This is a genomic window from Jejudonia soesokkakensis, from assembly GCF_042664795.1.
Lineage (GTDB): Bacteria > Bacteroidota > Bacteroidia > Flavobacteriales > Flavobacteriaceae > Jejudonia > Jejudonia soesokkakensis.
Genome location: NZ_JBHTBN010000002.1, coordinates 300482 through 323963, shown reverse-complemented (window position 1 = coordinate 323963; position 23482 = coordinate 300482). Strand labels below are relative to the sequence as shown.

Annotated in this window: 24 protein-coding genes; 17 read left to right on the top strand and 7 right to left on the bottom strand. The window is 35.8% G+C overall.

Annotated elements, in window-relative coordinates:
• Position 1: 1 nt before the first annotated feature.
• The 6 genes from ACFQO1_RS06125 to ACFQO1_RS06100 all read left to right on the top strand — a co-directional run bounded on the left by ACFQO1_RS06125 (position 2) and on the right by ACFQO1_RS06100 (position 6090).
• A complete protein-coding gene (locus ACFQO1_RS06125) occupies positions 2 to 937 on the top strand; it encodes a UDP-3-O-(3-hydroxymyristoyl)glucosamine N-acyltransferase (protein WP_380217102.1) in 936 nt (311 codons plus the stop codon).
• The gene (locus ACFQO1_RS06120) at positions 937 to 1350 is read left to right on the top strand and encodes a nuclear transport factor 2 family protein (protein ID WP_380217101.1); all 414 of its coding nucleotides are present in this window, start codon (positions 937 to 939) and stop codon (positions 1348 to 1350) included. The genes ACFQO1_RS06125 and ACFQO1_RS06120 overlap by 1 nt, the downstream gene beginning before the upstream one ends.
• 83 nt (positions 1351 to 1433) lie before the next feature.
• A complete protein-coding gene (gene sucD, locus ACFQO1_RS06115) occupies positions 1434 to 2306 on the top strand; it encodes a succinate--CoA ligase subunit alpha (RefSeq protein ID WP_380217100.1) in 873 nt (290 codons plus the stop codon).
• Between the two features lie 136 nt (positions 2307 to 2442).
• Complete coding sequence (gene fabG, locus ACFQO1_RS06110) at positions 2443 to 3189, top strand: 3-oxoacyl-[acyl-carrier-protein] reductase (protein ID WP_380217099.1); 747 nt, start codon at positions 2443 to 2445, stop codon at positions 3187 to 3189.
• Between the two features lie 34 nt (positions 3190 to 3223).
• The gene (locus ACFQO1_RS06105) at positions 3224 to 5257 is read left to right on the top strand and encodes a VWA domain-containing protein (protein WP_380217098.1); all 2034 of its coding nucleotides are present in this window, start codon (positions 3224 to 3226) and stop codon (positions 5255 to 5257) included.
• Positions 5258 to 5274: 17 nt separating this feature from the next.
• The gene (locus ACFQO1_RS06100) at positions 5275 to 6090 is read left to right on the top strand and encodes a prohibitin family protein (RefSeq protein WP_380217097.1); all 816 of its coding nucleotides are present in this window, start codon (positions 5275 to 5277) and stop codon (positions 6088 to 6090) included.
• A gap of 53 nt (positions 6091 to 6143) precedes the next feature.
• Here ACFQO1_RS06100 and ACFQO1_RS06095 read toward each other — a convergent pair whose 3' ends face one another.
• Genes ACFQO1_RS06095 through ACFQO1_RS06085 form a run of 3 tightly spaced genes read right to left on the bottom strand, consistent with a single transcriptional unit; the run spans position 6144 to position 9506 of the window.
• The gene (locus tag ACFQO1_RS06095) at positions 6144 to 7901 is read right to left on the bottom strand and encodes a sodium:solute symporter family protein (protein WP_380217096.1); all 1758 of its coding nucleotides are present in this window, start codon (positions 7899 to 7901) and stop codon (positions 6144 to 6146) included.
• A gap of 12 nt (positions 7902 to 7913) precedes the next feature.
• Positions 7914 to 8528: a hypothetical protein gene (locus ACFQO1_RS06090; protein ID WP_380217095.1), complete on the bottom strand. Its 615-nt coding sequence runs from the start codon at positions 8526 to 8528 to the stop codon at positions 7914 to 7916.
• The gene (locus ACFQO1_RS06085; protein WP_380217094.1) at positions 8529 to 9506 is read right to left on the bottom strand and encodes an OmpA family protein; all 978 of its coding nucleotides are present in this window, start codon (positions 9504 to 9506) and stop codon (positions 8529 to 8531) included.
• A 332-nt stretch (positions 9507 to 9838) separates the two neighbouring features.
• Between ACFQO1_RS06085 and hisG the strand changes: the two genes are divergently transcribed.
• The 8 genes from hisG to hisIE are packed head-to-tail and all read left to right on the top strand — an operon-like array spanning position 9839 to position 16965.
• Positions 9839 to 10693, top strand: coding sequence for an ATP phosphoribosyltransferase (hisG, locus tag ACFQO1_RS06080; RefSeq protein ID WP_380217093.1), 855 nt, complete (start codon positions 9839 to 9841; stop codon positions 10691 to 10693).
• Positions 10694 to 10708: 15 nt separating this feature from the next.
• The gene (gene hisD, locus ACFQO1_RS06075; RefSeq protein ID WP_380217092.1) at positions 10709 to 11986 is read left to right on the top strand and encodes a histidinol dehydrogenase; all 1278 of its coding nucleotides are present in this window, start codon (positions 10709 to 10711) and stop codon (positions 11984 to 11986) included.
• Positions 11987 to 12021: 35 nt separating this feature from the next.
• Positions 12022 to 13068, top strand: coding sequence for a histidinol-phosphate transaminase (gene hisC / locus ACFQO1_RS06070; protein WP_380217091.1), 1047 nt, complete (start codon positions 12022 to 12024; stop codon positions 13066 to 13068).
• 4 nt (positions 13069 to 13072) lie between these two features.
• Positions 13073 to 14206, top strand: a complete 1134-nt coding sequence (gene hisB / locus ACFQO1_RS06065; RefSeq protein WP_380217090.1) for a bifunctional histidinol-phosphatase/imidazoleglycerol-phosphate dehydratase HisB — start codon at positions 13073 to 13075, stop codon at positions 14204 to 14206.
• A gap of 16 nt (positions 14207 to 14222) precedes the next feature.
• Positions 14223 to 14837: an imidazole glycerol phosphate synthase subunit HisH gene (gene hisH / locus ACFQO1_RS06060; protein WP_380217089.1), complete on the top strand. Its 615-nt coding sequence runs from the start codon at positions 14223 to 14225 to the stop codon at positions 14835 to 14837.
• Positions 14838 to 14840: 3 nt separating this feature from the next.
• Entirely contained in the window at positions 14841 to 15575 is a 735-nt protein-coding gene (gene hisA / locus ACFQO1_RS06055; protein WP_380217088.1) for a 1-(5-phosphoribosyl)-5-[(5-phosphoribosylamino)methylideneamino]imidazole-4-carboxamide isomerase, read from the top strand.
• Positions 15569 to 16324 carry an imidazole glycerol phosphate synthase subunit HisF gene (gene hisF, locus ACFQO1_RS06050; RefSeq protein ID WP_380217087.1) on the top strand — a complete coding sequence of 252 codons (756 nt, stop codon included), beginning with the start codon at positions 15569 to 15571 and terminating at the stop codon, positions 16322 to 16324. The genes hisA and hisF overlap by 7 nt, the downstream gene beginning before the upstream one ends.
• Before the next feature lie 26 nt (positions 16325 to 16350).
• Positions 16351 to 16965, top strand: a complete 615-nt coding sequence (gene hisIE, locus ACFQO1_RS06045) for a bifunctional phosphoribosyl-AMP cyclohydrolase/phosphoribosyl-ATP diphosphatase HisIE (protein WP_380217086.1) — start codon at positions 16351 to 16353, stop codon at positions 16963 to 16965.
• Between the two features lie 51 nt (positions 16966 to 17016).
• Here hisIE and ACFQO1_RS06040 read toward each other — a convergent pair whose 3' ends face one another.
• Positions 17017 to 18132 carry a serine hydrolase domain-containing protein gene (locus tag ACFQO1_RS06040; protein ID WP_380217085.1) on the bottom strand — a complete coding sequence of 372 codons (1116 nt, stop codon included), beginning with the start codon at positions 18130 to 18132 and terminating at the stop codon, positions 17017 to 17019.
• Positions 18133 to 18313: 181 nt separating this feature from the next.
• The gene (locus tag ACFQO1_RS06035; RefSeq protein ID WP_380217084.1) at positions 18314 to 19105 is read right to left on the bottom strand and encodes a LytTR family DNA-binding domain-containing protein; all 792 of its coding nucleotides are present in this window, start codon (positions 19103 to 19105) and stop codon (positions 18314 to 18316) included.
• A gap of 80 nt (positions 19106 to 19185) precedes the next feature.
• Between ACFQO1_RS06035 and corA the strand changes: the two genes are divergently transcribed.
• Positions 19186 to 20277, top strand: coding sequence for a magnesium/cobalt transporter CorA (gene corA / locus ACFQO1_RS06030; RefSeq protein ID WP_380217083.1), 1092 nt, complete (start codon positions 19186 to 19188; stop codon positions 20275 to 20277).
• Between the two features lie 99 nt (positions 20278 to 20376).
• Here the strand turns inward: corA and ACFQO1_RS06025 are convergent, their stop codons facing one another.
• Complete coding sequence (locus ACFQO1_RS06025) at positions 20377 to 20811, bottom strand: hypothetical protein (protein WP_380217082.1); 435 nt, start codon at positions 20809 to 20811, stop codon at positions 20377 to 20379.
• Positions 20812 to 20884: 73 nt separating this feature from the next.
• Here ACFQO1_RS06025 and ACFQO1_RS06020 point away from each other — a divergent pair, with 73 nt between their 5' ends.
• Positions 20885 to 21565, top strand: a complete 681-nt coding sequence (locus ACFQO1_RS06020; protein WP_380217081.1) for a DUF2461 domain-containing protein — start codon at positions 20885 to 20887, stop codon at positions 21563 to 21565.
• Here the strand turns inward: ACFQO1_RS06020 and ACFQO1_RS06015 are convergent.
• Positions 21562 to 21963, bottom strand: a complete 402-nt coding sequence (locus tag ACFQO1_RS06015; RefSeq protein ID WP_380217080.1) for a glyoxalase — start codon at positions 21961 to 21963, stop codon at positions 21562 to 21564. The genes ACFQO1_RS06020 and ACFQO1_RS06015 overlap by 4 nt on opposite strands.
• A 155-nt stretch (positions 21964 to 22118) precedes the next feature.
• Here ACFQO1_RS06015 and ACFQO1_RS06010 point away from each other — a divergent pair, with 155 nt between their 5' ends.
• Positions 22119 to 23480 (top strand): NAD-dependent succinate-semialdehyde dehydrogenase, encoded by a 1362-nt coding sequence (locus ACFQO1_RS06010; RefSeq protein WP_380217079.1) that lies wholly within the window; start codon positions 22119 to 22121, stop codon positions 23478 to 23480.
• Positions 23481 to 23482: the final 2 nt, after the last annotated feature.

Here is a 23482-nt window from a genome sequence, read left to right as displayed (position 1 = left end):
TATGAAATTTTCCACCCCACAAAACCTACAACAAATCGCGGAAATTTTAGACTGTGATTTCAAAGGAGATGCTTATTTTCCTGTCCTTGGAATGAATGAAATTCATGTAGTGCAACCAGGTGATATTGTCTTTGTAGATCACCCTAAGTATTATGATAAGGCATTGCAATCTGCAGCAACTATCGTGCTTATAAATAAAGAAGTAGAATGTCCAGAAGGTAAAGCGCTATTAATTTCAGATGATCCTTTTAGAGACTTTAATAAGTTGACCAATCATTTTAATCCCTTTATTGCTGCCAGAGCAGTAATAGCAGATTCTGCAGTAATAGGTAAGCATACAGTCATACAGCCCAACGTTTTTATTGGCAATAACGTAACGATTGGTGATGAATGTATCATCCATTCTAATGTTAGTATTTATGATAACACGAAAATTGGAAACGGAGTCACTATTCATGCTGGAACTGTCTTAGGGGCAGATGCTTTTTATTACAAAAACAGACCAGAAAAGTATGATAAACTTCTAAGTGCTGGAAATGTAGTGGTACACGATAATGTGGATATAGGAGCGCTATGCACGATAGACAAAGGAGTAACTGCATCTACAACGATAGGTGAGGGCTCCAAACTTGATAACCAAGTGCATGTAGGCCATGATACAATTATTGGTAAAAGATGTTTAATTGCTTCACAAGTTGGTATTGCAGGTTGTGTTCTTATAGAGGATTTTGTAACCATTTGGGGACAAGTTGGTATTACAAGTGGGGTGACAATTGGAGAAAAAGCTGTAATTTCGGCTCAGAGTGGTGTAAGTAAATCACTTCAAGGGCATAAATCCTACTTTGGAACTCCTGCAGATGATTTCAGGAAAAAATATAAAGAGCTGGCATCCATTCGTTTGATTCCGGATATAATAGAAAAATTAGATAAATTATAATGAGTAAAAGTGCAAAAGACGTTGTAAAGGAGTTTTATCTTTCAGCAATATTAAAAGACGAGTCAATTTTAGAGAGTTATTTCCATAAGGATATTGAACTTATATGGAATAGTACAGAAGGGTTATCAATACTTCACTATGATGATTTAAATGTATTCTTTGAAGAAATTAGAAGGACTTATTATGATATTAGAGCAGAAGTGAGCCATATATTAGAAGATGGTAATTTTGTGACAATACGATATAAGTATTATGTACACACCATAGAAAACCCTGATGAAGAACTCGGTATTGCACATTTTATCTGTATCTGGGAAGTCAAAGATGGAAAATTTATTAGAGGGCATCAAATAAGTCAGCCAGTTATGTCTATAGATGATACCAATAAATCATATCACAAGGTTAAAGTCTAAATTTCTTTAGTAACCGAAGCAAAACACTTACTTTTGCACCACAAAATCAGCAAATAAATTTTAATAAAATATAGAATAATTCCATGAGCGTTTTAGTAAACAAGGATTCAAAGATAATTGTACAGGGTTTTACAGGGAGTGAAGGTACTTTTCACGCCGGACAAATGATTGAATACGGAACCAATGTTGTAGGAGGGGTGACCCCAGGTAAAGGCGGACAGTCACATTTAGACAAACCCGTTTTTAATACGGTTGCTGAAGCTGTTGAGAAAACTGGAGCTGATGTTACAATTATTTTTGTGCCGCCAGCATTTGCTGCAGATGCCATTATGGAGGCTGCAAATGCAGGAATTAAAGTGATTATTACCATTACTGAAGGTATTCCCGTAGCAGATATGATTAAAGCTGCAGACTATATTAAAGATAAAGATTGTCGTTTGGTAGGCCCTAACTGTCCGGGTGTCATTACTCCAGGGGAAGCAAAAGTAGGCATCATGCCAGGATTTGTATTTAAAAAAGGACGAGTAGGTGTTGTTTCAAAATCTGGAACACTTACATATGAAGCTGCAGATCAGGTAGTAAAGCAAGGATTAGGAATTACCACAGCAATTGGTATTGGGGGTGATCCAATAATTGGAACAACTACTAAAGAAGCCGTAGAGCTCTTAATCAATGATGATGAGACAGATGCTGTTGTAATGATTGGTGAGATTGGCGGGCAACTAGAAGCAGATGCTGCTAATTGGTATAAGAATAGTGGAAGTAAAAAACCTATCATCGGTTTTATCGCAGGAGAAACCGCACCAGCAGGACGCACTATGGGTCATGCAGGAGCGATTGTTGGAGGAAGTGACGATACCGCACAGGCTAAGAAAAAGATCATGCGTGATTGCGGAATTCATGTAGTTGACTCACCTGCCGAAATAGGAAAAAAAGTAGCCGAAGTTTTAGGATAAATCCTTCCGAAGAAATTAAAAGATAAGCCCTGTAAATAGCAGGGCTTTTTTTATATTTGAATGAATCTCAATTTGGTCAAATTTGAGATGTAATTCATTTGTTCAACTAAAATTTCCCGCCTTAGCGGGCATTATTATGAAATTATTACAAGATAAAACAGTGATTATTACTGGCGGAAGCCGAGGTATTGGAAAAGGAATTGTTGAAGTGTTTGCACAACATGGGGCTAATGTAGCGTTTACCTATAATTCTTCTTCAGAGGCTGCTAATGCATTAGCAGATGAAGTTTCTAAACAGGGAGTTAAAGCAAAAGCATACCAAAGTGATGCTGCAGATTATGAACAGGCACAACAACTGGCAAAAGATGTTCTGGAAGATTTTGGGAGTATCGATGTTGTCATAAATAATGCCGGGATTACAAAAGACAATCTTTTAATGCGAATGGGCGAAGAAGATTTTGATAAGGTGGTGGAAGTGAACTTAAAATCGGTTTTTAATATGACCAAGGCAGTAATGAAACCTATGTTAAAACAACGCAAGGGTTCAATTATTAATATGAGCTCTGTAGTAGGAGTGAAGGGAAATGCGGGTCAGACTAATTATGCTGCTTCTAAGGCCGGAATCATTGGCTTTACAAAATCTGTTGCATTAGAATTAGGTTCCCGCGATATTCGTTGTAATGCGATTGCACCTGGTTTTATAGAAACTGAAATGACAGGTAAACTAGACGAAGCCACCGTAGCATCATGGAGAAATGCAATCCCGTTAAAAAGAGGAGGGACTCCCGAAGATATTGCCAATGCATGTGTCTTTCTTGCAAGTGATTTGTCTTCTTATGTGACCGGACAAACGCTACACGTTGATGGTGGAATGTTAACATAAACCATTCAATAAATTTTGACTTCGTAACGACTTAATGACCGCAGAAACTATACTTTATATATGTATTGCCGCCTTTGTTTCTCTGGCAGTAGCTATTTTTATGTATGGATATAAAACACGCTATACAGGTAATTTAAGGTGGGTTTTTGGAGCACTTCGATTTATAACTTTGTTTTCAATTTTAGTACTTATCATAAACCCAAAATTTAAAAGCAATACGTACACTGTTGAAAAACCTAAGCTTCCTATCCTGCTCGATAATTCAAGCTCCATTGCAGAATTAAGAGGAAACGATAATGTACAATCATTAGCACAGGCACTTAAAGAGAATGAAGATCTCAATGAAAAATTTGACGTTAATTTCTTTAGCTTCGGAAGTGATTTTGGAGCGCTAGATTCATTGTCATTCACTGAAAAAAACACCAATATTGCCTATGCACTTTCACAAACCGATAAATTATTCAGGAGTGAACTTGCACCAACAGTTTTAGTCACAGATGGAAATCAAACATTAGGAAGCGATTACGAATTTTCTTCTGTAGCAAATAAAAATGCGATCTATCCGCTTATAGTTGGTGATTCGATACAATATACTGATCTTAAAATTGAGCAGCTAAATTCCAACAGATATGCGTTCTTAAAAAATAAGTTTCCGGTGGAAGCTATTGTTGTGTATAACGGTACTGGAAGTATCTCATCACAATTTTTAATTCAGCAGGGAGCGAACACTGTTTTTCGTGAAACAGTAACCCTTTCAGAAACAGACAATACAAAAACTATTTCACTAACATTGCCTGCTTCTAGCGTTGGATTGCAGCAATATACAGCGCAAATTTTACCTATTGAAGATGAAAAAAACACAGTAAATAATAGCAAACGTTTTGCTGTGGAAGTGATTGACCAGGCGACCAATGTGCTCGTTGTGAGTAACATTATTCATCCGGATCTAGGTGCTTTAAAAAAATCTATTACTTCTAATGAGCAACGCACATATACGGTTAAAAAGCCAACTGAAGCCGTTTCGGTTTTAAATGACTATCAGTTAATTGTTTTGTTTCAGCCAGACCGAAGTTTTGCCGCAGTATTTTCAGAAATAGATAAGCTAAAAAAGAACACACTTACTTTTGGAGGTGCGAGTACCGATTGGAGTTTTTTAAATTCAGTACAGGAAAGTTTTAGAAAAGATGTGACCAATCAAACAGAAGACGCTTCAGCTACTATAAATTCGAATTATGGAACGTTTGCGGTGGAGGATATCGGATTTGATGACTTTCCGCCCTTACAAACTAATTTTGGTGCGCTCGAAATCACCGTTCCTCATGAGACTTTATTACAGCAAAACATAGATGGGTTTGATAGCGGAAGCCCAATGCTTGCCACGAGTGAGTTAAATGGAAAACGCGATGCTATTTGGGACGGAGAAGGAATTTGGAAATGGCGTGCACAATCCTATAGAGACACGAAAAGTTTTGAGAAATTTGATGAATTTACTGGAAAGCTAATACAATATCTGGCTTCAAATAAGCGAAGAAGCAGGTTGGAAGTAAGTAGCGAGACTTTTTACTATAATAACAATCAAATCCGTCTTTCTGCACAGTATTTTGATCAGAATTTTGTTTTTGATCCTCGAGCATCTATAAATATTACAATTAGTAATGAGGAAACCAATGAGCGAATAGTTTTTCCTTTATTGCTGAAAGATAATTTTTACGAAGTAGACTTAAACTCATTAAATGCAGGTGAATACAGATATACAGTTTCAGTAGCCAATGAAAATGTGTCACGTAGCGGAAGCTTTACTATTCTTGATTATAATGTTGAACAACAGTTTGGAAATGCCAATGTAACAAAACTTCGTAGGCTTGCGACTAATAGCGGTGGAAAGTCCTACTTTTTATCAGAATATCCAGAACTTATTCGTACCTTATTATCAGACACAAATTATCAATCTATTCAAAAAAGTGAACAAAAAATTGTTCCATTAATCGACTGGAAATACTTGTTAGCAATCATTGTTGCAGCATTGGCTGCCGAGTGGTTTATTAGAAAATACAACGGACTTATATAACTTAAACTAAAATTATCATGGAAAAATTACCAAAAATTGCAATTCCCGTCATAGTTGTTGCAATCATTTTAATTATCGTACTGGCAAAATCTGCCGTAACTATCTCATCTGGTGAAGCAGGCGTTTTATACAAAACTTTTAGCGGGGGAGTTGTCACAGATGAAGCGCCATTAGGAGAAGGATTTCATTTAATTGCACCCTGGAACGATGTATTTGTGTACGAAGTACGCCAGCAGGAATTATTCGAACAAATGAAAGTACTATCCTCCAACGGATTAGAAATTCAGATCGATGCTTCAGCTTGGTATGAGCCAGTTTATTCAGATCTGGGAAATTTACACCAATCGTTGGGAGAGAATTACCTAGGTAGAGTCATTCAGCCAGCCATTCGTAGTGCTGCCAGAAGTGTGGTAGGGCGATATACACCAGAGCAATTGTATAGTAGCAAGCGTGATGTAATACAGGATGAAATTTTTGCTGAAACCAAAAAGATCCTAGATAAGCAATATGTGCAATTAAATGAAGTACTCGTACGTGATGTGACGCTGCCAAGAACTATTAAAGATGCTATTGAACGTAAACTGAAGCAGGAACAAGAATCATTAGAGTATGAATTTAGATTAGTAACGGCATCAAAAGAAGCAGAAAAAGTGATTATTGAAGCGGAAGGAAAAGCCGAATCAAACAGAATTTTAAGCGCTTCTTTAACTGATAAAATACTTCAAGATAAAGGAATAGATGCCACTATCAAACTTTCAGAATCACCTAATACTAAAGTAATTGTTATTGGCTCTGGAGAATCTGGAATGCCTCTTATTCTGGGAAATAATTAAATAGTAATCTAGCTTAAAAAGTAAAAATCGTTCTTTTAAAAGAGCGATTTTTTTTATGCCTTCTTTTTATCCCACAAAATAAATATCACAACTGCTGAAAGTATAGCTATAGTAATTAAAACTACAGCACCAAGAATATTTCCGTAGATTACATAGCCTGTGGCAAATAAAGATGAATACACAAATACAATCCCAAGTAACATCGATGCAAAGTCAATGGTAAAGCGATCATGGGTTTTCTTTAGAGAAATATGATGTTCTTGTGCAACTTTTTTGAAGGTACTCCAGCCTTTTCCGTAGGGAGTTACAGAATTGTAAAAATTAGCCAAAGTCTTTGTCTCTGTTGGTCTAGTCAAAAAGGTGACTGCGAGCCAGCTTATGGTAGTAATGGCAACTCCGTAGATAAGTTTCTCATAGTCTTCTAACCCTAAATTTGTAAATTCAAAGAACAGTGCCACAATGAAGGAGACGATCATTCCTGTAATTTCACTATACGCATTGACACGCCACCAAAACCATCTTAGTATAAATATTAATCCAGTACCTGCACCTATCTGCAATAAAATGGCAAACGTACTTAACGCACTACTTAATGCTAAGGCGAGTAACGCAGAGAATGCCATTAATACAATGGTTGAGATACGTCCAATAGAAACCAATTCTTTTTCTGAAGCTTCAGGCTTTACAAAACGTTTATAGAAATCTAATGAGATATAAGACGAGCCCCAGTTTAAATGAGTAGAAATAGTACTCATAAATGCTGCAATCAAGGAAGCAACTACTAGACCTAACAATCCTGCCGGAAGATTAGTAAGCATCGCTGGATAGCCAAGATCATGTCCTAGCACTGCATTTGGAAACTCATTCCCGATATCAGATAATTGCGGGTACAACACTAAAGAAGCCAATGCAATAATAATCCATGGCCAAGGTCGCAGCGCATAGTGTGCCACATTAAATAGTAGGGTAGCGCCAATTGCATTTTTTTCATCTTTAGCACTCAGCATTCGCTGAGCAATGTACCCACCACCACCTGGCTCAGCACCAGGATACCAAACGCTCCACCATTGTACAGCAATAGGAATGATTAATAAAACCAATAGTGATTTAGTATCATTAAAATCGGGTAAAAAATTTAATTTATCTGAAACATTTTCGTGCGCCAGTAAGTTTTCTAATCCGCCAATTTCTGGCATCGATACTATATAATATGCTGCCCAAACAGATCCAATCATCGCAATGATAAATTGAAGAAAATCTGTAAAAATGACTCCTCGCAACCCTCCTAATGAACTATAAGCTACGGTAATAATTGAAGCATATAACACACACTCCCAAGGAGCTAACCCGAACATGATGCCACCAATCTTAATGGCTGCTAGACAGACCGAAGCCATGATCATCACATTAAAAAAAACTCCTAAATATAAGGCTCTAAACCCTCTTAGAAATGCAGCTTCTTTACCGCTATACCGTAATTCATAAAATTGCAAATCGGTAAGCACCTTAGAGCGTCGCCATAATTTTGCATACACAAAAACAGTGAGCATTCCTGTGATTAAAAAGGTCCACCAAACCCAGTTTCCTGAGATTCCATTTTGTCGTACAATGTCTGTAACAAGATTGGGTGTGTCTGCAGAAAAAGTGGTAGCCACCATAGAAATACCCAAAAGCCACCAAGGCATATTTCGACCTGAAAGAAAAAACTCTTGTGTGTTTTTTCCAGATCTTCGGGCAACAATGATTCCTATCAATAAAAAGAGCGCAAAAAAGGATAGAATAAGAATCCAGTCTAGGGTTGCCAGTTTCATACTTAGTTGTTTTTAAAATACTTTAAGACTTTCTGCCTGTGCTACCCAATTATCACGTTCAATACGCCCTGGGAAGAAATCGATCAATTCGGTAATTACGATGATATCATGGGGTTTTAATCTACTAATCTGGTCATAATTATATATCCCAATTTCATTTAGTTTGCGTTCAATATATGGTCCAATTCCATGAATTTGAGTAAGATCATCCTTAGTATCACTATCTGCATAACCAAAACTATCGAAGTCTAATTCATTTTCTTCTGTATCTTCCTGTTGTGAAGTTGCATTGTAGGTTATATAAGTAGTACGAGCTTTCTCTGGGATAGAAGGTGGTTTTATTTCTTTTTCTGAAACAGTTTCTTTATGTTCATTCTCCTGTGCTTGCTGTTTTACAACTTCTACAATTTTTGGTTTTATTTCTGTAAAAATGGTTTCTATATCACTTACCGATCTTTTACTCTGAAGTGTATTTACTTCCTTTTTTAATCGTTTGATCAGTTTTTCGCTTTTTCCTTCTGCAAAACGATATGCTAAAAAATACCCTACTAGGAAAGTGCTAAACATAAGTAGCGCAATCCCTAGGTATTGTTCAATATTTTCTATGAAGTTGGTTAGACTTTCCATTTATTTTCTGAATTTTATTTCAATCCGCTGATTCAATCTACGGCCGCGCTCTGTATTATTAGAATAGATTCCCTTGGCTTCACCTTCAGATATTGCTTGGATTCTGTTTCTGTCTATTCCACCTTTTTCTACTAAATACCAACGTACCTGTCTAGCATGTGCTAACGCAATGTCATAATTATCATTTGCATTACCACCATTCCCTGTATGACCTATAACAGTTAGTTTTAGATCGGGATCTAAATTCATAAGCTGCTGAACGTTTGTGGTTAGATCTTTTAATCGCTGATTTACCAATACCTGATTCCCAGAATATCGTGGATACACTGTAATGTTTTCGGGTATAGCCTCTTTATCCAAAACAGCCGCACTGGGATCATAATCTTTAAACTGAAGCTGAATTCCATTGTCTGCAACACCTTCAGGAGAAAAAGAAATATCTTTGATACTTGACTTTACTGAAATCCGTTCAGAAGGAATACCACCTTTAATCATAAGATTTTTTAGCATGTTTCCCCGCTGATACCCATGATTAGGAGTTTCAAAACTTTCCGAAGGGGAATAAAGCGATATTATTTCAACTTGTTTATCGGCGTTCATCTCCAGATATTGTTTTACAAAAGGTAAATAGTTCGCATTTGATGGCGGAATAGTTATCAATTTTGAATCCTTTTTAATTTGAATCCCTTCCTTAAAAGAAAAAAGAGTTTCGCCGTTCTTTAAAGTTGCTGTAAATCCTTTGGCAGTAGTAGCTGCGAGGGAGTTATCTGTCGTGCTAATTTTTGTAGTAATTGTATCAGTGTCTACTTTAGATTCATACAAAGGGAGAGAGTCATATTTTTTTTCATTCAGTGCATTTTCTGAAGCTGTGATGGAAGTTTTAGCCAAAGAATTTTCAGACTGTAACACAGAATAAATCCACAATCCAAAAAATGCCCATACAATGAATACTAAAAAAGAAATTAAAAAATGCTTCATTGTGACTCTAAATGCCTCTAAATGTTTTTGTTAATTATAAGCTGCTCTATTCTATCAAATCTAAATAAAATAGTTTGTTTTACTTAACATTTATTTAATATGTTTTAAACAGAGTAGTAAACATTTTTTGTAGTACATTTGAAGCTCAATTATGAACAGAACTATTTTACATCACCACCATATTTTTTTCCACGCTCCTGCGAGGTAAAAGGATATTGATGTAATTTACACCATATATTTTAAACCCGTTTGAGCAATCAAGCGGGTTTTTTGTATTTAGACCAAAACGAAAACCAAATAAAGAAAATACTTTTTAAAATTTAAAACCACAAATGAAATTAAAAATTGCAGTACAGAAATCTGGAAGATTAAACGAAGACTCCTTAGGACTTCTTAAAGATTGTGGGATTTCTATCGATAATGGGCGTGATCAATTAAAAGCCGAAGCCAAAAATTTTCCAATGGAAATTTATTATTTGAGAAATGGGGACATTCCGCAGTATTTAAAAGATGGCGTAGTAGATTGTGCCATCATTGGAGAAAATGTTCTGGTAGAAAAAGGAAACGGAATTAGTATTGCAGAAAAATTGGGTTTTTCAAAATGCAGAGTTTCATTGGCTATCCCTAAATCTGAAAAATACACTACGATTAACGACCTAAATGGGAAACGTATTGCGACTTCGTATCCTGAAACCACAAAAAATTATTTGGCTTCAAAAGGTATTTCTGCCGACTTGCATATTATTAATGGAAGTGTTGAAATAGCGCCTAACATAGGGCTTGCAGATGCCATTTGTGATATTGTGAGTAGTGGTAGCACCCTATTTAAAAACAACCTGAAAGAAGTAGAAGTAATGATGAAAAGTGAAGCAGTATTGGCTGTTTCGCCAACAATCTCTTCGGAAAGAAATACCATCCTTGAAAAATTACGTTTTAGAATACAGTCTGTTTTAAAGGGAAGAGACTCCAAATATGTCTTACTTAATGCGCCTAATGAAAAATTAGAGCAGATCACTACTATTCTCCCTGGTATGAAAAGCCCCACAATTTTACCATTAGCTCAAGAAGGGTGGAGTAGTATCCACTCGGTGATCGATCAGGAGGAATTCTGGGACATTATCGATAAGCTTAAAGAAGCTGGCGCCGAAGGCATTCTGGTATGTCCTATTGAGAAAATGGTATTATAATCTGAAAATAATAAAATGAAAAAGATACAATATCCTGAAAGTTCTACCTGGACAGAAATTTTAAATCGTCCCACTCAAACAGTTTCCGACATTGAAGCGACGGTGAAAGAGATTTTTTCTGAAGTAGCTAAAAAAGGAGATGCTGCGGTTAAAAAATATACCAATCTATTTGATGGAATGACCCTTGATACGCTTCAGGTTTCTGAAGCTGAATACAATTCGGCCTCAGTTTCAAAAGAATTAGCAGACTCAATTGCACTTGCAAAGAGAAATATTGAGAAATTTCATACCGCTCAAAAAACGGAAACGATTTCAATCGAAACCATGCCAGGTGTGCAATGCTGGCAAGAAAAAAGACCCATTCAAAAAGTTGGGTTGTACATTCCTGGCGGCTCGGCACCTTTATTTTCTACTATTTTGATGTTGGCTGTGCCAGCACAATTAGCAGGGTGTAAGGAAATCGTGTTGTGTTCTCCACCTGATAAAAACGGAAATATTCATCCTGCCATCTTATATACAGCAAGGCTTTGCGGGGTTTCCAAGATTTATAAAGTAGGAGGGATTCAAGCGATTGCAGCGATGACATTTGGAACTTCAACTATTCCACAAGTATATAAGATTTTTGGTCCAGGAAACCAGTTTGTGACCGTTGCCAAGCAATTGGCAACTAATTATGGTGTGGCTATTGATATGCCTGCTGGCCCCAGCGAATTGCTAGTCTTTGGTGATGATACTGCAAATGCAGCCTTTGTAGCAAGCGATTTGTTGAGTCAGGCAGAACATGGAACTGATAGTCAGGTGATCTTGGTGACGACCTCTATAAAACTACTTAATGAGGTTGAAAGCGAAGTTGCTGCTCAACTAGAACAATTACCGCGGAAAGAAATTGCTTCAGAAGCCATTAAAAACTCAAAGTTACTCTTGGTAGCTTCAGAAGAAATAGCATTACAATTGATAAATCAATATGCCCCAGAACACTTTATTGTTGTCTCCAAAAATGAACACTTTTTTATAGAAAATATTCAGAATGCTGGTTCTGTATTTATTGGAAATTACACACCTGAAAGTGCCGGGGATTACGCTTCAGGAACAAACCATACATTACCAACAAACGGTTATGCAAAGCAATACAGTGGTGTAAATCTCGACAGTTTTATGAAAAGTATGACCTTTCAGAAAATATCAAAAGAAGGAATTAAAAAGATAGGTACAGCGATTGAAATTATGGCTGAAGCAGAAGGATTACAGGCCCATAAAAATGCTGTAACACTTCGCTTAAAGAAAATTGACTAAATGTTAAAAAGGCCCTGCTTTCGCAGGTAATACTTATGAAAAAAAATGAAGTACATAATTTAGCACGAACAAGTATCGCTCAATTACAACCCTACAGTAGTGCTCGAGACGAATTTACAGATTTTGAATTGGATATGGTATTTCTCGATGCGAATGAAAATCCGTTTTCGACCGATGTAAATCGATATCCAGACCCGCAACAACGCGATGTCAAGTCATTATTAGCCGCTCAGAAAGGAATAACAGCATCAAAAATTCTTCTAGGAAACGGAAGTGATGAAGTGTTAGATCTTTTGTTTAGAGCCTTTTGTGAACCTAATGTAGATAATGTAATCACCTTGCCGCCAACCTATGGAATGTATAAGGTGCTGGCAGATATTAATGCAATTGAGAATAGAGAGGTGTTACTGAGCACTAATTTTGAACCTAAGGTTTTAGAAATTCTGAAAATTCAGGATGAGAAATCAAAGTTGTTGTTTCTATGTTCACCAAATAACCCTACAGGAAATACTTTTTCTGAAGCATCAATACTTCGATTGTTAGAAGAATTTAATGGCTTGGTTGTAATCGATGAAGCATACATCGATTTTTCTGAAACGGACAGTTGGTTAAACAAATTAAAAAAATACCACAATCTCGTTATTACTCAGACACTCTCAAAAGCATATGGTATGGCAGGAATTAGATTAGGAATATGTTATGCTTCAGAAGAGATAATTGCACTTTTGAATAAAATCAAGCCACCCTATAATATTAACGAATTAACGCAGCAACGCGCTTTTGAAAGATTAGTGAATATTGAAGATGTTTCAAACGAAGTAGAACATATCTTAGAAGAAAAAACGAGCGTATCTAAACAATTACTTGAAATCCCATTTATAGAAAAAATCTATCCTTCCGAAGCTAATTTTATATTGGTAAAAGTCGATGACGCAACAAAAAGATATACCCAACTACTTAAACAAGGGATTGTTGTACGAAACCGAAGCAATCAGCCTTTATGCGAAAACACCTTGCGATTGACAATTGGTACTTCCGCAGAAAATAAAAAATTAATCAAATCACTACAAAAGATAATTTAACCCTATGAAAAAAGTATTATTTATAGACAGAGACGGAACGATTATTAAAGAAACCGTAGACGAGCAGATCGATGCTTTCGAAAAAATGATCTTTTATCCAAAAGCATTTACTTATTTAGGTAAAATTGCTTCGGAGTTGGATTACGAGCTGGTGATGATTACCAATCAGGATGGATTGGGAACCGAATTATTTCCCGAAGAAACGTTCTGGCCGGTACACAATTTTATACTAACCTCTTTTGAAAATGAAGGGGTCGTTTTTGACAAAGTATTTCTGGATCGAACTTTTCCACATGAAAATACAAATACTAGGAAACCTGGAACAGGTTTATTGACCGATTATTTTTCTGAAGCTTATGATCTCAAAAATAGTTTTGTGATAGGCGATCGACTTACCGATATGGAACTCGCTAAAAATCTAGGAGCTAAAGGAATTTTTATCAATGATGATACTAATTTAGGCACTTCAGAAATTACAGTAAAGAGAGAAGAGCTGGACACTTATATTGCAAAAGAGACCAATGACTGGCAGCAGATCTATGAGTTTTTAAAGCTGAAAGACAGGACCAGTGACATACGCAGAAAAACTAATGAAACAGACATTGCTATCAAATTAAATCTAGATGGCACTGGAAAGAGCACCATCGATACGGGAATTGCTTTTTTTGACCACATGTTGGATCAGTTGGCCCGTCATGGTCAAATGGATCTGGAAATACAGGTAAAAGGTGATCTGGAAGTAGATGAACACCATACCATTGAAGATACCGCCATTGCGCTAGGAGAAGTCTTTCAAAAAGCTCTAGGAAATAAACTAGGTATGGAACGCTATGGCTTTTGTTTGCCCATGGATGATTGTCTGGCACAGGCCGCGATTGATTTTGGCGGTCGAAACTGGTTGGTGTGGGAAGCAGAATTTAAACGCGAAATGATTGGGCAAATGCCTACCGAAATGTTTTTCCATTTCTTTAAAAGCTTTACAGATGGTGCCAAAGCAAATCTGAATATTAAAGCAGAAGGCACAAACGAACACCATAAGATTGAAGCTATATTTAAAGCGTTTGCAAAAGCGATCAAGATGGCGGTGAAACGGGATACTGAAAAGATGGTATTGCCAAGTACAAAAGGAGTTCTTTAAATTAGAAATACGAGATTTGAAAATAGAAAAGCAAAATATTGTAATTATAAATTACGGCGCAGGAAATATTAAAAGCATTCAGTTTGCCTTAAAACGGTTGGGCTACGAAGGAATTTTGAGTGAGGATGAAAGTGTGATTAGGAGTGCTAATAAGGTGATTTTTCCTGGTGTGGGAGAAGCAAGTAGTGCGATGCAAAAACTAAGAAGTACGGGTCTGGACAAGGTGATTCCTTCCTTAACACAGCCAGTTTTAGGAATATGTCTGGGAATGCAGCTAATGTGTACTTCTTCGAAAGAGGGAAACACTAAAGGGCTAGGCATTTTTAATGTGGATGTAGTAAAGTTTTCTTCGGAAAAGAAAGTCCCTCAAATTGGTTGGAATACCATTGAAAACTTAAAAACTAAGTTGTTTTCTACTATTGCTGAAGCTTCCTATATGTATACCGTTCATAGTTATTATGCGCCTAGCTGTACTGAAACTATCGCAACAACGACCTATGGGATATCTTATTCTGCAGCGTTGAAAAAAGATAACTTTTATGGAGTTCAATTTCATCCAGAAAAAAGCAGTGCGACAGGAGAAGTAGTATTGAAAAATTTTTTAAACCTAAACGAACCTACTAAATCATAAATTTTGAGAATTATTCCAGCCATAGACATTATCGACGGAAAATGTGTTCGCTTACGTAAAGGCGATTACAGCACTAAAAAAATCTACAATGAGCATCCGTTAGAGGTTGCCAAACAGTTTGAAGCACACGGCATTCAATTTCTACATTTGGTAGATCTTGACGGAGCAAAAAGTAAACATATTGTAAATCATAAAGTGTTGGAGCAGATTGCTTCTCAAACCAGCCTACAAATTGACTTTGGTGGCGGATTAAAAACCGATGATGATTTACGAATTGCTTTTGATAGTGGAGCTACTCAGATCACAGGAGGAAGCATTGCAGTTAAGGATAGAGAAACTTTTATTGCCTGGATAGAAAGTTATGGTTCAGATAAAATTATTTTAGGAGCTGACGTATTAGATGAAAAAGTAGCTGTGAGTGGCTGGCAGGAAGAAAGTACCGAAGAGTTGATCCCTTTTATTAAATCATACTTGTTAAAAGGAATTGAATATGTAATCTGTACAGATATTAGTAAAGACGGAATGTTACAGGGCCCTAGCTTTGATCTGTATAAAAAAATCATTTCTGAAAGTCAGCAAAATATAAAGTTAATAGCTTCTGGTGGCATTTCAACATTTGAGGAACTGCCCAAATTAGCTGAAATAGGCTGCGAAGGCACCATTATCGGGAAGGCGATCTATGAAAATAGAATCAGTTTAAAACAATTAGAAAAATTTATACTCAATAACAAATGCTAACAAAAAGAATTATTCCCTGCTTGGATATTAAAAACGGGCGCACTGTAAAAGGTGTCAACTTTGTTAACTTAAGAGATGCGGGCGATCCTGTGGAGCTGGCAAAGCTATATTCTGAAAATGGAGCCGATGAATTGGTGTTTTTGGATATTTCAGCGACTGAAGAACGTCGAAAAACCCTAGCAAATTTAGTATTGAATGTAGCTGAAGCCATCAATATTCCATTTACAGTGGGTGGCGGAATTTCAAGTGTTGAGGATGTGGATGTATTACTTCAGAATGGAGCCGACAAAGTCTCTATCAATTCGGCAGCCATTAAACGGCCAGAGCTGATTAATGAATTGGTAGCAAAATTTGGGAGTCAGTGCATCGTTGTCGCCATTGATGCTAAAAACCTTCATGGAGAATGGGTCGTCCATTTGATGGGCGGGAAAGTGCCCACCCAATTAAACTTGTTTGATTGGGCAATGGAAGTTTCAGAGCGAGGTGCTGGAGAGATTTTATTTACTTCTATGGACAATGATGGGACCAAGGACGGATTTGCCAATGAAGCGCTTGCCAAACTTTCAGAAAGTATTAATATTCCAGTAATCGCTTCGGGTGGTGCAGGAAATATGCAGCATTTTGTGGATACATTCAGTAAAGGGAAAGCAGATGCCGCTTTGGCTGCGAGTGTGTTTCACTTTAAAGAGATAGAAATTTCAGCATTAAAAAAAACACTTTCAGAAAAAGGAATATCAGTAAGAAACTAAATTATAAAAAATTAAATAGAGAAAACATGGAGATTAATTTTGATAAATACGAAAACGGATTAGTACCTGCAATTATTCAGGACAGCATCACAAAAAATGTATTGATGCTGGGTTTTATGAATCAGGAGGCTTTCAGTAAAACTGAAAAAGAGAAAAAGGTAACTTTTTTTAGCCGAAGCAAAAATAGACTTTGGACAAAAGGAGAAGAGAGTGATAATTTTTTAAATATAGTTGATGTCAAATTAGATTGTGATAATGACACACTTTTGATTATGGCAGATCCAGAAGGACCTGTTTGTCACAAAGGAACAGATACCTGTTGGGGTGAAAAGAATGTTTCCAATTTTGGATTTCTTTCGTATCTGGAAGAAGTCATTGAAGACCGTAAAAATGACAAAGAACAACAAAATAGTTATGTTGCTTCCCTGTTCAGAAAAGGAATAAATAAAATTGCACAAAAAGTAGGCGAAGAAGCAGTAGAAGTGGTGATAGAGGCGAAGGATGAAAATGACCTTGATTTTTTAAGTGAAAGTGCCGATTTGCTATTTCATTTTATGGTGCTATTGCAAGCAAAAGGGTTTCATTTGAGAGATGTTGAAAAAACCTTGCAATCACGTCATAAGTTCGATAGAAACGAATAAAAAATCAACTAAGCGGAAAATTATAAACTTATGGTTTTCCGCTTAGTATAATTATAATTTTGCAGTAATTCCCTGCGCTATACTCGTCCAGTTTCCTGTTTTACCTACTTTTTCACCTAGGCGGACAATGATAACTTTTTTACTTGGATTTACATAGATATGTTGTCCTAAGATGCCTTCTGCTTCAAACGAATTATCTTTCTGATTGATCCACCACTGGTGTTGGTAATAGGCTACACTGGCTCCTGTCGTGTCTATTTTTGTCGAATTCTCTACCCATTCTTTCGATACTATTTGTTTTCCATTCCAGTTTCCTTTATTAAGGTATAAACGTCCTAGTTTTGCAAAATCACGAGCTCTCGCATTGACACAGCAAAAAGTCTTTTCTACGCCTTCTTTTTTACGGTCTAAACTCCAACTGGCATCATACTCCATCCCTAAGGGTTTCCAGATTTTTTCTTCCAGATAGGTAGAGATTGTTTTCTTACCAAGAGCAGCATCTAATACTAATCCGAGTACCTGACTGTCACCACTACTGTATTTAAATCTAGTTCCAGGAGTATATGCAATTTCCATATTATTTATCGCTTTGTTTAAATTTGTTCCATAATAAAAGGTTGCAGCGTCTCCAAATGGATTCGTATAACTTTCTTTAAAATTAATACCAGAAGTCATATTTAAAAGATGTTCAATCGTTACCTCTTTGAAGCGCTCGTCTTTTAACTGTGGAAGGTAATTTGTGATTGGCTCTTGGATAGATTTTATCTGTCCGTCATCTAAAGCACACCCTATAAGAATAGAAAGAATAGATTTTCCTATTGAAAATGAATTAACAATCGAACTTTCTTCGTACGAATTGAAATAATTTTCATATTTAATAGAATCATTCTGGATAATTATGTAAGCAACTGTTTTGTTAGATATGAGGTAGTCCTCAAATGTAATTTTCTCTTTTACTCCATTGACAGTTAATGTTAGCGAATCCTGAATAAATTGTTTTGAAGATTTTTGAAACTGAAAAGAATTTTCAGGTTTTTCAATTATTCGATTTGGAAATATTTTATGATCGGTAATATTAGCATAATTATAATAGGCAAATCGACCTATTTTACAAGATGAAAAACTAATAACAATTAGAAAAGCAATAAGGATAGTTTGTGGTTTCATGACTTTAAGTTTATTTCTGAAGCTTCAGAAGTGATACATTTTTATTACAACAAACATACAATTGGTAAACTGATACGACTAGTAAATAGGGTTGATTGGGGCGAAATTACTCCTCTGTGTGGTAAAATAAAACGTCTTAACTTTAAGAGGGGCTAAATACATTTTAAGTGTGGTAAAAAATCTACAAGCTTAAAATCGATTTTACATTTTCAGCATAGGTTTTAGATACTGGTATTTCAGTTTCCGAAGTAAGTATTAAATGTAATTTTCCTGAAACCATTTTCCATTGTACAAAATGATGTGGATTTATAATGTAGGATCGATGGGTTCTCAATAATTCGGGCACAACAGATTCTACTTTAGATAAAGTATTTCTTATTAATTGTTTTTTTAGATTATTACCATTTGAATAAGTTACCTCTACATAGTTATCGTCAGCTTTTACATAAATAAGATCGGTGAAATGTAACCGCAAGCCTTCGTATGTTCCTTCACCTTCAATTTCTATTTTTTGGTCTTCTAATTTTTTTTCAAAATACCTCCCAAACGCCCATCGCCCTATTGCTAGGATTGGCAGTATGGTAGCAATGGCTGGAAGATAGATGCTAAATAAGAAATAGGATAAAGTATAAGGGTTCTGTTCTCCATAAACGATTATATATAAATAGATACCTCTAGAAAGTAGGAATCCAAATAAAAAAAGTAAAATAAAAAATAGAAGTTCACTCCAGGCAGTCCAGTTTCTCTTGTTTACTTTATAAATATAATTTTGTAACGTTAGACTACCTAAATAGGCTATTGCACCAGCTAATCCATAAAAGGGCAGGAAAAGCAATTTTTCTTTAAAATTAAATTGATTGGTATCAAGAGGTTCTGTTAAAGCTAAAAATAAAAAAATCCAAAATGCTAATCCGAGTGATATCAATACATGATGTCGAAATTCAGGATCAAAAGGGTAGGTTTTTTTAAACAAGGAGAATATTTTATTGAACTAAAAATTTAAAAATATAAAAATAGTTTAGTTTTCCTATCTTTAAAATTCATTTTAAAAGTATGACTGCAAGAAAAAAGAAAAGAAGGCTCAAAATTCCTATAATTAAAAGGGCTATTATTCATAATGAAGCTCCCGGAACGGTTACCTACACCGGAAAAAAAGCTAACATTTCTACTAAGGTAGAAATTATAGATTATAACAAGGATCATTATAGTAGAGTTGATTCTGAAAATATTGAAGATGCTTTTGGCTTTGAATCCTCCAAACATATTACGTGGATCAATATTAATGGTCTTAACAATACTAAAGAAATAGAACGGCTTGGTGAATATTATAATTTACATCCGCTTATTCAGGAAGATATAGTAACTACGAATCAGCGTCCAAAAATGGACGAATATGAAGAGTATCTCTTTATTGTTTTTAAGATGTTACACTATACAGACGAAGGAGATTTTATAAATGAGCACGTAAGTATGGTGGTTGGAAAAGATTACGTGACGACTTTTCAGGAAGCAGATGGTGATGTGTGGGACGGATTAAGAGACCGATTAGAAAATGCAAAAGGGAGGGTTCGAAATACCGGCGCCGATTATTTGATGTTTGCACTTCTTGATGCTATAGTAGATAATTATTTTAGTGTTATTGAAACTTTAAGTGGGAAGATAGAATATATTGAAGATCAACTTTTTGAAGATAAAGTAGAAGATGATATTACACAGGACATACAAGTGCTTAAAAAGGAAATTCTTCGAATACGAAGGGCGGTAGTTCCGTTACGGGAAGTAATTAACAGGTTAGAAAAAACAGATACAGAACTAATCGAAAGTAGAACTCAAAACTATATTCGCGATCTCTATGATCATATTATTCAGGTCTCTGAAAGTGTCGATATTTATCGTGAAATGATCTGGGGATTAATGGACATGTACATGACAACTATTAGTAATAAAATGAATGAAGTAATGAAGGTATTAACCATCATGGCTTCTATTTTTATTCCGTTGACATTTATGGCAGGTATCTACGGAATGAATTTCGAGTACATTCCAGAACTTCAATATAAGTACGGGTATTTTGTGCTATGGGGAGCAATGATACTAGTGTTCTTCGGATTACTGTACTATTTCAAAAGAAAGAAATGGTTATAGTTCAGTAGATAGCTTGGAGTCACAATTTCCAGTAAAACAAAAAGTCTTTCTAAATTTAGAAAGACTTTTTTGTATTAAATGGTAGCTGAAAAATGATACTTAGCTAAGCCATCCATTTTTTGCTGCTCCCTTACTATAAAAGTATAAAAAGATAGCAATAGTTATTACTATAAGTGGCATAATAAGCGATTGTGGCCCTAATACGCCAACAGAATCCATTCCAAAGATCCAATACCCCATTTGTATTAATATTGCGATTAGAGATATTAAAAACAAGGGTACGGCCAGTTTTTTGCGCATTAGTAATAATACACTTGCTAAAGTTCCACCAAAGACGGCAATTGCATATACCCAGATACCCCAGCTAGGGGCATTATTCATCATTTCTACCTGTTCTGCGGGTAAAGTTGCTTTAATTTCGTCTGTCATTAAAAAGTTTTCTGAAGCCCAGAAAAATATACCGATTAGATTCCATAATAAGGCAATAACGGCAATGATCCAGAAGCCTGAGCCTGGTTTGTTTGTTGTAGTCATAACTTTTGGTTTAAGGTTGTTAAGATATAAATGTACTAATTTTTAGGGTATCTTTATATTCTAAATCAAAACTATGAGTGTAGTCATTCCACAATCCTCTTTTGAATTTCTAAAAAAATTAAAACAAAACAATCATCGTGATTGGATGCAAGATCATAAAAAGGAATATCTGGCAAACGAAAAAGTGCTTAAAAAGTTCTATGCCGAAGTCGAAAATGGTTTGAATAAAACAGATGAAATCGCAAAGCAGAAGATCTTTAGAATTCATAGAGACATCAGGTTTTCAAAAGATAAAACTCCTTATAACTCTCACCGTAGTGTTAGTTGGAGCAGGGCAGGAGCCCAACGTCGTGGTGGATATTACCTCCGTTTAGAACCAGGAAATTCTTTTTTGGCAGGTGGGTTTTTTGGACCAGAACCTTCAGATCTGTTACGAATTCGAAAAGAATTTGAGATGGATGCTTCAGAAATACGTGAAATCTTGAAGCAAAAAGACTTTAAAAAAGCGTTCGGTGGTTTTAATCAGGAATATACGGTAAAAACTGCTCCTAAAGGTTTCAGTAAGGATGACCCCAATATTGATCTTATTCGTTTAAAAAGCTACTTTGTGCAGCATCCCTTTACAGATGAAGAAGTGTTTGCAGTAGATTTTAAAGAAAAACTAATATATCATTACGAATTACTTCATCCATTTTTTACTTATATGAGCGTAGTCTTAACGACAGATCTTAACGGAGTGTCGTTGATCGATTAGGCAACCATATCAAATAACTGCACATGACTTTGAAGTCGTTCTTTAACAATGTTCATCATTCGTTTATTGAGTGCAGATGAATTCTGAATATACGTTTCATATTCTTGTAGCGTAAATTGACCTATAATAATTCCTTTTAATGAATTGCGAAATTTTGTGTTTTTCTGAATGGCATTTTCAATATAATTCAACCGCTGATCAATTGTGAGCGTATGAAAAACATTTTTCATTTTCTGAATATAATTTCTAAAAACAGCTACTAATAATTCATTCTGAAGTTTTGCAATAGGGCGTAGCGTTTCATTCTGAAACTTTTCATCTGCACTCATTCCCGGCAATATTCTGGCGGACGAAATTTCGGGTCGAATTTCAAGTAAGTAGGCATCTCGGGTTTTCATAAGAACTTTGTTTTAATAAATGTATAAAATTCAGATGGTAATTCTTGAAGATTATCATGAAGTTATAAACTCCTTTTCAACAAATCGAGGCGTTAAAATCATCTTAATCCTATCTAGCATTTATAAGGGTTTGTGTACTTTTAAAATAAAAATGTATGTCTAAAACAACCTCCATAAATCCTTATACCAACCGTGAAATTGAGAGCTTCAAAACACATACCAAAAAAGAAATTGCTGAAATTCTCAAAAAAGCAGACAAACGTTTTTACACTTGGAGAGAAACTAGTTTTTCTGAACGGAAAAAATTGATGTTGGCAGCAGCTTCCGAATTAAAAAAGAATACTCAGGAATATGCCGAAAAGATAACGTTGGAAATTGGCAAACCCATCTCACAATCTATTGCCGAGGTTGAAAAATGCGCTTGGGTCTGTGAATACTACGCAAATGAAGCCGAGAACCATATGGCAGACGAGCTTATTAAGACCGATGCTCATAAAAGTTATACTAAGTATGAGCCTATTGGAGTAGTACTTGCTGTTATGCCATGGAATTATCCTTTTTGGCAGGTGTTCCGTTTTGCTGCACCCGCTTTAATGGCAGGGAATATTGGTGTTCTAAAACATGCTTCCAATGTGTTTGGCAGTGCTTTAAATATCGAAAAAGTATTTAAGCGGGCTGGTTTTCCAGATTACTGCTTTACCACTTTGCTGGTAGGAAGTGATGCAATTGAAGATATTGTTTCAAACCCTGTAATCAAAGCCGTTACTTTAACGGGAAGTGGACCTGCTGGTGCCGCCGTTGCTCAAACTGCTGGAAAACACATTAAAAAAACCGTGCTAGAACTGGGTGGTAATAATGCACTCGTAGTTTTAAAAGATTGTGACATGGATACAACCGTTGAAACATGTGTCCAAGCACGTTTTCAGAATACGGGTCAAAGTTGTATTGCAGGAAAACGCTTATTGCTTGCTGAAGAAATTTCTTCAGAATTTATTGATAAATTACTACTGAAAGTAAGAGAACTTAAAAGCGGAGATCCCACCGATAAAGATACTTTTATAGGGACTTTAGCTAGACAAGATCTTGCTGAAGAACTTGAAAAGCAAGTCAGAAAATCTGTTAAAAAAGGTGCAAAACTCTTAATAGGAGGAAATAGACAGGGAGCCTATTTTGAACCTACAGTGCTTTCAGAAGTGACTCAAGAAATGCCAGTTTTTAATGAAGAAACTTTTGGACCAGCCTTGTCTATCACTACGTTTAAATCTATTGATGAAGCTATCGAACTCTCGAATAACTCGAAATTCGGATTGGGAGTGTCTGTCTTTACTCAAGATATTGAAGCGGCAGAAAAACTTGCGTATCGTTTTGATGAAGGTGCTGTTTTTATAAATGAACTGGTTAAAAGCGATCCCCGCTTACCTTTTGGTGGGGTTAAGGAAAGTGGATACGGCAGAGAGTTAAGCTCCCACGGCATACGGGAGTTTTTAAACAGGAAAACCATCTATATAAACAACTAAAG